Origin of the sequence: Flavobacterium kochi, from assembly GCF_048286715.1 — a bacterium.
Classification (GTDB): Bacteria; Bacteroidota; Bacteroidia; order Flavobacteriales; family Flavobacteriaceae; genus Flavobacterium.
In genome coordinates this window covers 1-13727 of record NZ_JBLVPW010000021.1, presented here as the reverse complement: position 1 = coordinate 13727, position 13727 = coordinate 1, and the positions used below count along the sequence as shown (strand labels likewise).

Genomic DNA, 13727 nt, shown 5'->3' with positions numbered 1-13727 from the left:
GATATTTGGGAATTCATTTAAAATTTAACATTGTTTGCGTCATTCTGCTAAAACTTCATCTGCTTTGTTGAAAGTTCATTTGAATTTATTTTCTTTGTCTCATAATTCTAAAAATGAAATAGTTATGTCAATTAAGAAACAATTTGTAAAAACAAAACCAGTTTGTAAAGTTACATTTTCAGTAGAAGCGAAGCAAGCTACATCAGCATCAGTGGTTGGTGATTTTAATAATTGGAATTTAGCGGAAGGCGCTTTAAGTAAATTAAAAAATGGAACTTTCAAAGCAACTTACGACTTAAACAAAGACGCGTCTTATCAGTTTAAATATGTAATAGATGGAGAGTTCGTTAATGAGCCAGAAGCTGATTCATTTGTATGGAATGATTTCGCCGGTGCTGAGAATAGTGTTTTATCGATCTAATCAAATATGAAAATCCGCTGTGAAGCGGATTTTTATTTTGTTTTATCAGGATTGGATTCAAACAGTTGTTGTTTTAAACTGCAACGCTTCCTTTTATGGGGGGATGTGGTTCATAACCTTCAAGTGTGAAATCTTCAAAATTAAAATCGAAAATATTTTTAATCTCCGGATTCAATATCATTTTTGGTAATGGCTTTGGCTTACGCGACAATTGTAGTTCCAGTTGTTCAAAGTGGTTGTTGTAAATATGTGCATCACCAAAAGTGTGAATAAATTCGCCTGCTTCTAATTCGCAGACTTGCGCAATCATCAGGGTCAGCAGTGCGTAGGAAGCAATGTTAAATGGAACGCCCAAGAAAATATCGGCGCTTCGTTGGTATAACTGACAGGATAATTTGCCATCGGAAACATAAAATTGAAAAAAGGCGTGACAGGGAGGCAAAGCCGCTTTATTGTTGGCTACATTTTCGGCAAAAGATTTTTTTGTGTCTGGAAGTACGGAAGGATTCCAAGCTGAAACAAGCATTCTGCGGCTGTTCGGGTTGGTTTTTAATTCCGTGATAAGTTCGGCAATTTGATCTATTTCTTCACTGTTCCAATTGCGCCATTGATGGCCGTAAACTGGACCCAAATCGCCATTGGCGTCTGCCCAGGCATCCCAAATTTTCACTCCGTTTTCTTGAAGGTACTTGATATTTGTGTCGCCTTTCAGGAACCAAAGCAATTCATAAATAATAGATTTTAGATGTAATTTTTTAGTGGTAACCATTGGGAAACCTTCACTTAAATCAAAACGCATTTGATAACCGAACACACTTTTAGTTCCTGTTCCTGTTCGATCTCCTTTTTGACAACCGTTTTCCATCACGTGTTGTACTAAATCTAAATATTGCTTCATTCGTAAGATATTAGGTGTGGGGTAATGGGTTTGGGACAGTTAAAAATCTTGTTTTAGGTTAGGGCACTTCATTTATTGGGATTTTAATGGTGCTGAACAGTACCTAAAACCTAAAGCCTAAAACCGATTTATGCTTCTCTTTTTGAAATTTCGTCTCTAATCTTCGCTGCTTTTTCGTAGTCTTCATGTGCTACAGCCTGATCCAGTAACTCATTCAACTCCTGTAAACTGTGTTTGGAATAAATATGTCCGGATTGATTCGTTTCTTCTTCACGGCCAAAAGTATCGGGATTAGAAAGGACATCATCCATTTCTTGTGAATCTTTATTGGCTTCCAATGGATTTGCTTTCAAATAGATTCCCGCTTTATCGAGGATATTTTTATAAGTATAGATTGGGGCATTGAATCGTAATGCCAAAGCAATAGCGTCGGATGTTCTGGCGTCTATTATTTCTTCAATTTTATCTCTTTCGCAAATGATGCTGGAATAAAAAACACCATCTACCAGTTTGTGAATAATGACTTGTTTAACAACGATGTCAAAACGCTCAGCAAAATTTTTGAATAAATCATGTGTCAAAGGACGCGGTGGTTTGATTTCTTTTTCTAAAGCGATTGCAATAGACTGGGCTTCAAAAGCACCTATGACGATAGGTAATTTTCGTTCTCCGTCAACTTCATTCAAAATCAGAGCATACGCTCCGTTTTGGGTTTGACTGTATGAAATTCCCTTTATGGATAATTTAACTAAGCTCATAGTTGTTAAAATGGGAAAGTACGATGTACTTATTTTTTTAATAAAAAAATTAGGTGCGCTTTTTTATTCAAAAAAAAATGCTGCCAAAAGCAAAGATACAAATATCTTATTTTTTTTGGCAGCAATTTGAAGAGATTTATTGAATTAAGACTGGTGTGCTTTAAAAACTTTCAATTTTTCAATTAATTTTGGTACAATTTCAAAAGCATCTCCTACAATTCCGTAATCGGCAACTTTGAAGAATGGCGCTTCCGGGTCGCTATTGATAACTACTTTTACCTTAGAAGAGTTGATTCCCGCGATGTGTTGAATTGCTCCTGAAATTCCTATTGCAATATACAAGTTGGTAGCAACTGGCTTTCCTGTTTGTCCTACGTGTTCTCCATGGGGTCTCCAGCCTAAATCTGAAACTGGTTTTGAACAGGCTGTTGCGGCTCCAAGTACTGAGGCCAATTCTTCAATCATTCCCCAGTTTTCTGGTCCTTTTAAGCCACGTCCACCAGATACTACAATATCAGCATCGGCAATAGAAACTTTTCCGGATCCTTTTTCTACTGATTCTACTTTTACACCAAAATCATTATCTCCAATTGTTGGATTGAAATCTTCTTCGGTTAAAGAGGAAGGATTTTCAAAAACACCATAAGAGTTTTTAGCAAGGCCAAGCACTTTTACATCAGTAGCAATTTCAGTAATATTGAAAGCTTTGTTGGAGAAAGCATTTCTTTTTACCTGAAAAGGAGCTGTGCTTACGGGTAATCCAACCACATTTGACACATATCCAGCTTCCAGAGCTACTGCTACAAGTGATGAAAGGTAAATGCTGTCCGTGGTTGAAGAAAGTAAAATCAATTTGGCACTTTCTTTTTGGGCTCCTTGCTTGATTGCGTCGGCATACGCTTTTGCAGTAAAACCTGATAATTTATCGTTGTTTACCTTTAATACTTTGTTTACTCCGTATTTTGATAGTTCCGATACATCTCCGGCATTTATGGTTACTGCTGTAACAGTTGTTCCTAATGATTCGGCCACTTTTTTTGCATAAGAAGCTAATTCAAAAGCTACTTTCTTGAATTTTCCTTCTGCGTATTCTGCGTATATTAATATTGACATATTTTCTGTTGTTTTAAATATTGAATTATAAATGTAATAGTAAACGGTAATTCCCGATTTAAAAATTTATAATTATATTACTTTCGCTTCGTTGTGTAATAAATTGATTAATTCATCTAAATTATCTGGAGAAATTAATTTCACTGCTGATTTTGGCGCTGGTTTTTCAAATTTCACCGCTTTAGTATTTACCGGAGCTTCAACGGGTTCAAGTACGGTTAAAACTTTAGATCTTGCAGTCATAATTCCTCTCATGTTAGGAATACGCAAATCTTTTTCTTCAACCAATCCTTTTTGTCCGCCAATGATTAAGGGTAAAGTAGTGCTCACTGTTTCTTTTCCGCCATCAATCTCACGAACTGCTTTTACATTAGTTCCGTCAACAGTAATGCCTGTACAAGAGTTGACAAAGTTGTAACCTAAAATGCCGGCAATCATTCCGGGAACCATTCCGCCATTATAATCAAGCGATTCTTTTCCGGCGATGATAATATCGAATGCACCGTTTTTAATTACCTCGGCAAGTTGTTTGGCAACAAAAAAACCATCTGTAGGGGTTGCGTTAACGCGAATGGCTTCATTTGCTCCTATTGCTAATGCTTTTCTTAAAGTAGGTTCCGTTTCTGGTCCTCCAACATTGACAACAGTAACTGTTGCGCCTTGCTGTTCTTGAAACCAAATCGCACGTGTTAAACCAAATTCATCATTTGGATTGATTACATATTGTACACCGTTAGTGTCAAATTCAGAATCACCATTGACGAAGTTAATCTTTGAAGTAGTATCAGGAACGTGACTGATGCAAACTAATATTTTCATAAGTATTGATTTTATTATTCGAAATTTGTTGCACAAAATTAGAATAATAATTTGAATAATTTACTATGCATGCATAATGTTTTTTAATACTATTACGTTTTCGTTATTTCGTAATAAAAACGGATATTTTTTTTGATAAGCAATTGATTGTTTATGCATTTGAATGAATTAATGAAAAAAATCCAACAAAAAGAAACCAAATTGTTGCTTTCGACTTGCCTTTTAATGTGCTTATTTAGGGGGGAAGTGGTTTGAAATGCGCCAATTCTTGTTATTATATCGATTGCGAAGCCTTTGATGGCAGTGGTATACTTGCTGTGATTCTTTTAATCACTGCAAGATATAGCATAGCGTGGGAAATAGCTCCCGATTATTTTAAAGTGATTTATGCTTTTAAGTGGTTTAAAATATTTATTTTTGCCTTTCGAAAATTACACATACAACATACAACTATGAGAACTATACAATTTAGAGAGGCCATTTGCGAAGCGATGAGCGAAGAAATGCGTCGCGATGAGTCCATATACTTAATGGGTGAAGAAGTTGCAGAATATAACGGTGCATACAAAGCATCTAAAGGAATGCTTGCTGAATTTGGTGAAAAAAGAGTAATTGATACTCCTATTGCTGAACTTGGTTTTACAGGTATTGCAGTAGGTTCCGCAATGAATGGATGTAGACCGATTGTTGAATACATGACTTTCAATTTCTGTTTGGTAGGAATTGACCAAATAATAAATAACGCTGCCAAAATGCGTCAAATGACTGGAGGACAATTCAATGTGCCTATCGTTTTTCGTGGACCAACCGCTTCGGCAGGACAATTAGGAGCGACACACTCACAAGCACTTGAGAACTGGTTTGCCAACACTCCAGGTCTTAAAGTAGTAGTTCCATCCAATGTTTACGATGCTAAAGGATTGTTGAAATCAGCTATTCGTGACAATGATCCTGTTATTTTCATGGAATCGGAGCAAATGTATGGTGATAAAGGGGAAGTTCCAGATGGTGAATATACTATTCCAATTGGTGTTGCTGATATCAAACGTGAAGGAACGGATGTAACTATCGTGTCTTTTGGAAAAATCATCAAAGAAGCTTATATCGCTGCTGATGAGCTGGCCAAAGAAGGAGTTTCATGTGAGATTATCGATTTAAGAACGGTTCGTCCTTTGGATTTCGAAACAATTTTGACTTCAGTAAGAAAAACAAACAGGTTGGTGATTCTTGAGGAAGCTTGGCCTTTTGCAAGTGTTTCTTCTGAGATTACTTATTTAGTTCAGGAACGTGCTTTCGATTTTCTTGATGCGCCTATTCAACGTATCACTACGGCTGATACTCCTGCTCCTTACTCTCCGGTATTGCTTAAAGAGTGGTTGCCAAATGCAGGCGATGTTGTAAAAGCAGTAAAAAAAGTATTGTATAAAAAATAGATTTTTTTAAGAATTTTATTTTTAGATAAACTTTAACAGTCAATAGACTTAATTTCAGACAATCTAGATTTCTAAATACCTATATTTGAAACTTCATCAATTACTTATTTGATGAAGTTTTTTTTTGAATGATTATGAAAAAGCGTTTCTTATTTATCTTATTTTTTTTGGTTGCTGCCGTCAATGCCCTTTTTGCACAAACAAAAGTCAGCGGAATTGTGGTAGACAAAACCGGCCAGCCAATTCCTTTTGCTAATGTTGTTTTTAAAGATTCGAATGAAGGAGTAGTTTCGAATGAGGATGGACGTTTTTATATTGAATCTGCCAAAACCTATACCACTTTAGTACTATCGGCGGTAGGATTTTCTGAGAAGGAAATTACTTTAAATAAAGCGGTGAATTACAATTTTAAAATTCAATTAAACGAAGCTGAAAGTCTTAAGGAAGTAGTGATTTTTGCCGGTAAAACTTCTAAAAAGAAAAATCCGGCGCTTGATATTCTTAGAAAAATTTGGGAACACAAGCGTAAAAATGGCTTGAATTTATTTGCTCAATACCAAATGGAAAAGTATGAGAAGGTAGAGTTTGATATGAATACCATTGACAGTGCTTTTATGAAAAGTAAACTGTTTAAGGGGATGGAATTTATTTTTAATCAGGTCGATACTTCAAAGATTACTGGAAAAACGTATTTGCCTATTTTTATAAATGAATCTTTATATGATGTGTATGGAGATAATAAACTAAAGAAGGTAAAAGAGAAAATGAAAGCCAATAAGACCTCCGGTTTTGAAGGGAATCAACAAATTTTGTCTTTTGTGAAAGATTTGTATTCTGATTATAATGTCTATGAAAATCACCTTACTTTTTTTGATAAAAGTTTTACCAGTCCGTTGTCCACTACCGGAATTGACGTTTATAATTATGTGTTGAGGGACAGCGCAGTTATTGATAAAAAATGGTGTTACAATATAGTGTTTTATCCCCGCCGTAAAAACGAACTGACTTTCAAGGGTGATTTTTGGGTAAATGATTCCACATTTGCTATCAAAAAAATCAACATGGCCGTTACAAAAAGTGCTAACATCAACTGGATAAAAGATATTTATTTAGAACAGGAATTCGAGGTAATCAATGATTCTGTTTTTCTTTTGACTCGGGACTATATGATGTCGGATTTTGCTTTAAACAAAAAAGAGAAATCAAAAGGACTTTATGGCAAGAGAACCTCTTTCTACAGAAACCATGAATTCAATAAAGAGAAACCTGCGTCGTTTTATAAAGAGGAGGTCAATTATGTTGATAAATCGGTTTACGATAAATCAGATGAATTTTGGCATGAAAACCGTTTCGAAAATTTGAGCAGAGATGAGTTAGGCGTTTATAAAATGCTTGACACCTTGAAGACCGTTAAAAAATTCAAACAAATAACCAGTTCGGTGATGGTACTTGCCAGTGGTTATGTCCAATTTGGTCATATTGATTATGGCCCAATTTTTTCAACATTCGGATACAATGAGGTAGAGGGTGTGCGGTTGCGCAGTGGCGCAAGAACATACTTTGGCACTGCGGATACCTGGCGATTACAAGCCTATACTGCGTATGGATTTAAGGATGATAAATTTAAGTACGGGTTTTCCGGGAAATGGATGGTAGATAAGAAAAACCGACTGATTTTATCTGGAGGAAATAGACGTGATGTGGAACAGATAGGTTCGAGTCTAACCGCGTCAACGGATGTTTTGGGTAGAAGTAATGCTTCGTCAACGATTTTTTCTTCAGGGAATAATGGCAAACTGACGAACATCAATTTAAGCACCCTTGGTTTAGAAATAGAACCGGTTAAAAACCTAACCTTTCAAACGGGATTTTCGTATCGTACATTAGCCTCTGCCTCGCCCACATTTAGTTTGGATTATTATACTGACGCGGCTCAGACCATTACTAAAAGCGATGTGAAACAATCGGAATTCAATCTTCGGGTAGATTACACCCCTAAAAGAAAGACCATTGGTTTTGCCGTAGAAAGAGATCTTGTAGACAGTCCTTTTACTGAAATTTTTGTCAACTACAGCCACGGATTTAAAGGCTTGCTGAACAGCGATTTTAAATACGAAAAGATTCAATTGTATTACAAACAACCTATAATAATAGGGCCTTTAGGGCGTTCGAATATTATTCTCGAAGTAGGGAAAACCTTTGGCACAATTCCTTTGGGACTGATGAGCGTGATCCCAGGGAATCAGACCTTTTTCTCTAACGAAAACACCTTTAGCAACCTCAATTATTATGAGTTTATATCGGATCAGTATACTACATTACAATGGAATCATAATTTTCAGGGGAGACTGTTTTCCAGAATCCCATTTATGAGAAAACTCAATTGGAGAGAAATCATTGGGGTAAAAGGAGTATATGGAACGATCTCAGACGCTAACAGAGCGATTAATGCTTCTGGTTTAACGTATAATGCGCCGGAGAATGTATATTGGGAATACCATGCGGGTATTGGGAATATTTTCAAAGTGTTCCGTATTGATTTTGCTTGGAGAGGCAGTTATTTAGATACACCGGACAGCAAAAATTTTTCCATAAAAGGATCTTTTGGATTCTTTTTTTAACAGAATGGGTTTGATTTTTATTTTGATAATAGTAAGGATATAGGCTATTTCGAACTGTACGCTATTTTTAAGGCGAAGAAAAATCGCCTGTAAAAAGGATGTCGTTACCAGCTGCTAAAAAAACTGATTATGCAACAAGCCATTGAATATCTTTTAGAAAAAGATGCCATTTTCAAAGCAATCATTGAACAATATGGAATGCCTGTTATTCCTAAGAGACCGCAAGGATTTGAGACTTTGGTGTTATTAATTTTAGAGCAACAAGTATCGATCGATTCGGCCAAAGCAACTTTTTTAAAGTTAAAAGCCAAAGAAAAGAATGTTGAGCCTAATGCGCTCCTTAGTTTATCGGATGAAGAATTTAGGAATTTAGGTGTAAGCCGTCAAAAAACTTCCTATATCAAAGCATTGTCAGCTGCAATACTGAATAAGGATATTGATTTGGAAAGTTTACCAGCCAAAACTGCTCAGCAAGTTCGGGAAGAACTCATCAAGATCAAAGGAATAGGGAACTGGACCATCGATATCTATTTAATGTTTTGTCTTCAAGCACAAGATTTACTGCCATTGGGCGATATTGCAGTAGTAAATACCATAAAAGAATTACTGGATATTCATGATAAAGAAGCAATGGAAGTTCATACTGTAAAATGGAGTCCGTATCGTTCCGTTGCCACCTATCTTTTGTGGCATCATTATTTGAATAAAAGAAATAGGACAGTGGTTTACTAAAGTGCTGCTGGTTAAAATTTAATCAACAGATAACCTGAATTTTTTATTGTTGAAAGGGATTCTTTACTTATTTTTGCACCCATAAATATAGAAAAGAAAAACTAAAATGACTGCAGACAAATTAACAACTTTCGATGTCTTAATCGAAATACCAAGAGGAAGTAGAAATAAATACGAATATGATTTCGAAATAAAAAGAATGCGTTTTGACAGAATGTTATTCTCGTCAATGATGTATCCGGCAGATTACGGATTTATCCCTGAAACATTAGCGTTGGACGGAGATCCATTAGATGTTTTGGTTTTAGTAAACGAACCTACTTTTCCTGGATGCGTGATGGAAGTAAAGCCGATCGGTGTTTTCCATATGGCAGATGATAAAGGACCGGATGAAAAAGTAATCTGTGTACCAGTTTCAGATCCAATTTGGAACTCATTAGAAAACTTATCTGACATTAATCCACACTTGCTAAAAGAAATTGAACATTTTTTCCAGGTTTACAAAGATCTTGAAAACAAGCAAGTTGATGTAGAAGGTTGGGGAGATGTAAATGAAGCGTTTGCCATTATCAAAGAATGTACGGAGCGTTTTAATCAAATTGAGAATAAACCAGAAGGATTATTTAGTATTAAATAATTTTCGCCTATAATTTTTACAAAAAAAGCAATATTCCGTTAGGAGTATTGCTTTTTTGTTTAAATTCGTTTCGTAACATTACTAATAGTAACCAAAAACCAAAGAGAATTTATGAATACAATAATGATTTACTTGCCAATAGTTATGGCAATTGTAGGACTACTGTTCATGTGGGTTAAAAGAGCTTGGGTATTAAAGCAAGACGCCGGGGATGGTAAGATGAAAGAGATTTCAGATTATATTTACGAAGGTGCACTAGCTTTCCTTAAAGCAGAATATAGGTTGTTGGCTTTCTTCGTTGTTGGAGCAAGCATCGTTTTAGCCGGAGTTTCATTTGTCGTTCCGACAACACATATATTAATAGTAGTTGCTTTTGTTTTCGGAGCATTTTTCTCAGCCCTGGCTGGAAACATGGGGATGAAAATTGCAACAAAAACCAATGTTAGGACAACGCAAGCCGCCCGTAGCAGTTTGCCTCAAGCCTTAAAGGTTTCTTTCGGTGGCGGAACAGTAATGGGATTAGGTGTTGCCGGTTTAGCCGTTTTGGGCTTAACTTCTTTCTTTATTTTCTTTTTCCATTTCTTTATGAATGGCGTATGGACTTCTTCTGAAGACATGACCAAAGTTTTAGAGACGTTGGCAGGATTTTCTCTTGGAGCGGAGTCTATCGCTTTGTTTGCTCGTGTTGGCGGTGGAATTTACACAAAAGCTGCCGATGTGGGTGCTGATTTAGTTGGTAAAGTAGAGGCTGGAATTCCAGAAGATGATCCCCGTAATCCTGCTACAATTGCCGATAATGTCGGAGATAATGTGGGTGATGTTGCCGGAATGGGTGCCGATTTATTTGGTTCTTATGTAGCGACAGTTTTGGCTGCTATGGTGCTAGGGAATTATGTTATAAAAGACATGGGCGGGAAAATTGAAGATGCTTTCGGTGGAATTGGACCTATTTTATTGCCAATGGCTATTGCTGGTTTTGGAATATTATTTTCTATCATCGGAACGACACTGGTTAAAATTACAGATCAGAATGCCAAAGAAAAACAAGTGCAAAAAGCATTAAACATTGGAAACTGGGTTTCAATAGCTTTAACGGCAATTGCTTGTTTCTTTTTAGTTCAGTATATGTTGCCTACAACCATGAAAATGGAATTTTTTGGAGAAGGAATACAGGATATTTCATCGATGAGGGTTTTCTATGCAACGATTGTAGGATTAATAGTTGGTGCCGTGATTTCATCAGTAACGGAGTATTACACCGGATTAGGAACAAAACCAGTAATGGCTATTGTACAAAAATCAAGTACTGGAGCCGGAACAAATGTAATTGCTGGTTTGGCGACCGGAATGATTTCTACATTTCCAACCGTTTTATTATTTGCCGCTGCTATTTGGACTTCTTATGCTTTTGCAGGATTTTACGGTGTGGCATTAGCGGCTTCAGCTATGATGGCAACAACGGCTATGCAGTTGGCAATCGATGCTTTTGGACCAATATCGGATAACGCAGGGGGGATTGCTGAAATGAGTGAATTGCCAAAAGAAGTTCGTACAAGAACAGATATTTTGGATTCTGTAGGAAATACTACAGCTGCAACAGGAAAAGGTTTTGCAATTGCTTCGGCTGCATTGACTTCATTAGCTTTATTTGCTGCCTATGTAACTTTTACAGGAATAGACGGCATTAATATTTTTAAAGCGCCTGTTTTAGCGATGCTGTTTGTCGGAGGAATGATACCTGTTGTTTTTTCTGCCTTAGCAATGAATTCTGTTGGAAAAGCGGCGATGGATATGGTATACGAGGTGCGTCGTCAGTTTAGAGAAATTCCAGGAATTATGGAAGGAACCGGAAAACCGGAATATGCTAAATGTGTTGATATTTCAACCAAAGCAGCGTTACGCGAAATGATGTTGCCAGGAATTTTGACTATTGGTTTTCCAATAGCAATTGTTTTACTAGGTAAATTAGTTTATGGCGACAATAACCAGTTAATCGCTGAAATGTTGGGCGGTTATATGGCAGGAGTTACCGTATCGGGTGTGCTTTGGGCAGTTTTTCAAAACAATGCGGGTGGTGCCTGGGATAATGCCAAGAAATCTTTTGAAGCGGGAGTTATGATTAATGGTGAAATGACATACAAAGGTTCTGATGCGCATAAAGCCGCTGTGACCGGAGATACTGTTGGAGATCCTTTTAAAGATACTTCAGGGCCGTCGATGAATATTTTGATCAAATTAACCTGTCTGATTGGTCTTGTAATTGCACCAATTTTAGGTAATGGAAGTCATACCATTTCGGATATAGCTTCTTGTTGTGCTGCTTCCGAAAGGTGTACTTCAATGTCTGCAGCCGAATGTATCGCTAAAGGATGTACAAATAAAACGTGTAAATATAGAAATGCTGCAGCACAATCGACCCAGGTAGTTTCGAAAGAAATTTCAATTCAAAAAACAAGTGTGGACGGAAAAGTAAAAGCTACGATTAAAACAACCATAAACGGTACCGTAGCTATCCACAATTTTGAAGGAACTGATGAAGAAGTTCAGGCAAAAATTGATGCTTTGAAATAAAAGATTTTGTTGTTGAAATAGTAAATGCCCTGCAATAATTGCAGGGCATTTTATTTATGGTACTATAGGTATTGATTTTCTTAAATATGCCATTGCCTCATTTAATGCAGATACCAAGATCTTCCGAAGTATTCCATTGCCCCATTTGATACTGAAGATCGCAATAATGGAGTTCCATAAATTTGCGAGGCCTTTTTTTATTCTACTTTAAAACAATCCATGCAACTCGGCATCTATGCGATTAAAAATGTTTCCTAAATCTTCTGGATTGTCAACAAAGTTAATATTATCAACATCAATAATTAATAATTTTCCTTTACTATACGTATGAACCCAAGCTTCGTAGCGTTCATTCAAACGGCTTAAATAGTCGATTGAAATAGAGTTTTCATATTCCCGTCCACGCTTATGAATTTGTCCTACTAAATTTGGGATAGAACTTCTTAAATAAATCAATAAATCAGGTGGTTTTACCAATGATTCCATTAATTCAAAAAGGGTAGAATAATTCTGAAAATCACGATTCGTCATTAAACCCATCGAATAAAGATTGGGAGCAAAAATATGGGCATCCTCATAAATTGTTCTGTCTTGAATAATTTTCTTACCGCTTTCACGAATTTGCATCACTTGACGAAAACGACTGTTCAAGAAATAAATTTGTAAATTAAATGACCAACGCTCCATTTGATGATAGAAATCATCTAAATAAGGATTGTCCACTACATCTTCAAAATGAGGTTCCCATTTAAAGTGTTTTGCCAATAGTTGCGTCAAAGTTGTTTTTCCTGATCCAATGTTTCCTGCTACTGCTATGTGCATTACGGTATTATGATTTTATAATTTGTAATTCCTTCTGATGTAAAAATAGATAAAATTTGGCCTTTGTAACAGAATTTTTTAAACGTTTTTTCTAAAATTTCAATTTCAAATTTTTGACCCTTTTCGGCATCTTCAAGAATCAGGACATTGTTCTTAGAAATGATAAATTGATTCGCGTTGATAATTGCTATCGAATCAAAATCGGAGATTTTTCTCTTCTTTGTTATTTTTCCAAAAATAGTGCAGGAGTACCAAGTGTTTTTTTCATCGATCCAGTAAAAAGTATTAAAATCAGACTGATAATAGATAATGCTTTCCGGAAATGAAGTTGAAATGTTTTTGAAGTTATTTTTTAAATAGTCGTACAGTCCAATTTGCTGATTCAAACTATTGTAAATCCACAATTGGTTTTGAGCAGCTATTCCGATAGCATTTGCAACTATTGGAATGGTGTTTTCTGAAAAATTTATTTTTTGAGTTTCGTTCAGCTGATTGTCCAGTAAGATAACGGTATTGAAATTTTCGTAAAACAAAACAATTTTTAAAGGATTTAGTAAATCTACTTTCGTGATTTTGCCCAAAGAAATGTTTTTATACTCTAAAGTTTTGTTGTCTTTTATTTTAGAAAAAACATTGTCCTTAAGGGTGTAATAATAGCCAAATTGATCGTATCCTAAAAATTGATCCGCATCAATGCTTATATGATTTATCTTCAATGCAGGGAGTTTTTGATTTTGACTTAATGCAATTGAAAATGATCCGATAAATAGGAAAGTTATAATTTTTTGGTTCTTCGCCTAAATTAGTGGAAAGTCAAAAAATGACCTAATTTTAGGGCATGGAATTAGACGGATTGGGAGTTTTGTTAGGAGTTAAATCTCCATGGGTTTTAAAAAAGATAG

General features: G+C 35.9%; 12 protein-coding genes. 6 read left to right on the top strand and 6 right to left on the bottom strand.

Features of this window, described 5'->3' with window-relative positions; genetic code table 11:
• Positions 1 to 124 precede the first annotated feature (124 nt).
• Complete coding sequence (locus ACNQGH_RS16950; protein ID WP_417957197.1) at positions 125 to 421, top strand: isoamylase early set domain-containing protein; 297 nt, start codon at positions 125 to 127, stop codon at positions 419 to 421.
• Between the two features lie 73 nt (positions 422 to 494).
• On the opposite strand, the gene ACNQGH_RS16945 is transcribed toward ACNQGH_RS16950, so the two are convergent.
• The 4 genes from ACNQGH_RS16945 to ACNQGH_RS16930 all read right to left on the bottom strand — a co-directional run bounded on the left by ACNQGH_RS16945 (position 495) and on the right by ACNQGH_RS16930 (position 4009).
• A complete protein-coding gene (locus ACNQGH_RS16945) occupies positions 495 to 1319 on the bottom strand; it encodes a thymidylate synthase (protein WP_417957196.1) in 825 nt (274 codons plus the stop codon).
• A gap of 128 nt (positions 1320 to 1447) precedes the next feature.
• The gene (locus tag ACNQGH_RS16940) at positions 1448 to 2077 is read right to left on the bottom strand and encodes a bifunctional nuclease domain-containing protein (RefSeq protein ID WP_417957195.1); all 630 of its coding nucleotides are present in this window, start codon (positions 2075 to 2077) and stop codon (positions 1448 to 1450) included.
• A 144-nt stretch (positions 2078 to 2221) separates the two neighbouring features.
• Positions 2222 to 3190, bottom strand: coding sequence for an electron transfer flavoprotein subunit alpha/FixB family protein (locus tag ACNQGH_RS16935; protein ID WP_417957194.1), 969 nt, complete (start codon positions 3188 to 3190; stop codon positions 2222 to 2224).
• Between the two features lie 72 nt (positions 3191 to 3262).
• The gene (locus tag ACNQGH_RS16930) at positions 3263 to 4009 is read right to left on the bottom strand and encodes an electron transfer flavoprotein subunit beta/FixA family protein (protein ID WP_417957193.1); all 747 of its coding nucleotides are present in this window, start codon (positions 4007 to 4009) and stop codon (positions 3263 to 3265) included.
• Between the two features lie 452 nt (positions 4010 to 4461).
• Between ACNQGH_RS16930 and ACNQGH_RS16925 the strand changes: the two genes are divergently transcribed.
• The 5 genes from ACNQGH_RS16925 (at position 4462) to ACNQGH_RS16905 (ending at position 12003) form a co-directional block, all read left to right on the top strand.
• A complete protein-coding gene (locus ACNQGH_RS16925) occupies positions 4462 to 5442 on the top strand; it encodes a pyruvate dehydrogenase complex E1 component subunit beta (RefSeq protein WP_417957192.1) in 981 nt (326 codons plus the stop codon).
• A 134-nt stretch (positions 5443 to 5576) separates the two neighbouring features.
• The gene (locus ACNQGH_RS16920) at positions 5577 to 8063 is read left to right on the top strand and encodes a DUF5686 and carboxypeptidase-like regulatory domain-containing protein (protein WP_417957191.1); all 2487 of its coding nucleotides are present in this window, start codon (positions 5577 to 5579) and stop codon (positions 8061 to 8063) included.
• Between the two features lie 129 nt (positions 8064 to 8192).
• Entirely contained in the window at positions 8193 to 8795 is a 603-nt protein-coding gene (locus tag ACNQGH_RS16915) for a DNA-3-methyladenine glycosylase family protein (protein WP_417957190.1), read from the top strand.
• A 106-nt stretch (positions 8796 to 8901) separates the two neighbouring features.
• A complete protein-coding gene (locus ACNQGH_RS16910) occupies positions 8902 to 9432 on the top strand; it encodes an inorganic diphosphatase (protein WP_039110802.1) in 531 nt (176 codons plus the stop codon).
• 111 nt (positions 9433 to 9543) lie between these two features.
• Positions 9544 to 12003 carry a sodium-translocating pyrophosphatase gene (locus ACNQGH_RS16905; RefSeq protein WP_417957189.1) on the top strand — a complete coding sequence of 820 codons (2460 nt, stop codon included), beginning with the start codon at positions 9544 to 9546 and terminating at the stop codon, positions 12001 to 12003.
• A 207-nt stretch (positions 12004 to 12210) separates the two neighbouring features.
• Here ACNQGH_RS16905 and ACNQGH_RS16900 read toward each other — a convergent pair whose 3' ends face one another.
• On the bottom strand, positions 12211 to 12825 hold the full coding sequence (locus tag ACNQGH_RS16900; protein ID WP_417957188.1) for a deoxynucleoside kinase: 615 nt from the start codon (positions 12823 to 12825) through the stop codon (positions 12211 to 12213).
• Positions 12825 to 13541, bottom strand: coding sequence for a hypothetical protein (locus tag ACNQGH_RS16895; RefSeq protein WP_417957187.1), 717 nt, complete (start codon positions 13539 to 13541; stop codon positions 12825 to 12827). Before ACNQGH_RS16895 ends, ACNQGH_RS16900 begins: the two co-directional genes overlap by 1 nt.
• Between the last annotated feature and the right edge of the window lie 186 nt (positions 13542 to 13727).

What these genes read in the sequence shown, in the direction of transcription:
- ACNQGH_RS16915 (WP_417957190.1), top strand. Translation starts at nt 8,193, where the DNA reads ATGCAACAAGCCATTGAATATCTTTTAGAAAAAGATGCCATTTTCAAA.
- ACNQGH_RS16900 (WP_417957188.1), bottom strand. Translation starts at nt 12,825, where the DNA reads ATGCACATAGCAGTAGCAGGAAACATTGGATCAGGAAAAACAACTTTG.
- ACNQGH_RS16905 (WP_417957189.1), top strand. Translation starts at nt 9,544, where the DNA reads ATGAATACAATAATGATTTACTTGCCAATAGTTATGGCAATTGTAGGA.
- ACNQGH_RS16910 (WP_039110802.1), top strand. Translation starts at nt 8,902, where the DNA reads ATGACTGCAGACAAATTAACAACTTTCGATGTCTTAATCGAAATACCA.
- ACNQGH_RS16950 (WP_417957197.1), top strand. Translation starts at nt 125, where the DNA reads ATGTCAATTAAGAAACAATTTGTAAAAACAAAACCAGTTTGTAAAGTT.
- ACNQGH_RS16920 (WP_417957191.1), top strand. Translation starts at nt 5,577, where the DNA reads ATGAAAAAGCGTTTCTTATTTATCTTATTTTTTTTGGTTGCTGCCGTC.
- ACNQGH_RS16940 (WP_417957195.1), bottom strand. Translation starts at nt 2,077, where the DNA reads ATGAGCTTAGTTAAATTATCCATAAAGGGAATTTCATACAGTCAAACC.
- ACNQGH_RS16935 (WP_417957194.1), bottom strand. Translation starts at nt 3,190, where the DNA reads ATGTCAATATTAATATACGCAGAATACGCAGAAGGAAAATTCAAGAAA.
- ACNQGH_RS16930 (WP_417957193.1), bottom strand. Translation starts at nt 4,009, where the DNA reads ATGAAAATATTAGTTTGCATCAGTCACGTTCCTGATACTACTTCAAAG.
- ACNQGH_RS16925 (WP_417957192.1), top strand. Translation starts at nt 4,462, where the DNA reads ATGAGAACTATACAATTTAGAGAGGCCATTTGCGAAGCGATGAGCGAA.
- ACNQGH_RS16945 (WP_417957196.1), bottom strand. Translation starts at nt 1,319, where the DNA reads ATGAAGCAATATTTAGATTTAGTACAACACGTGATGGAAAACGGTTGT.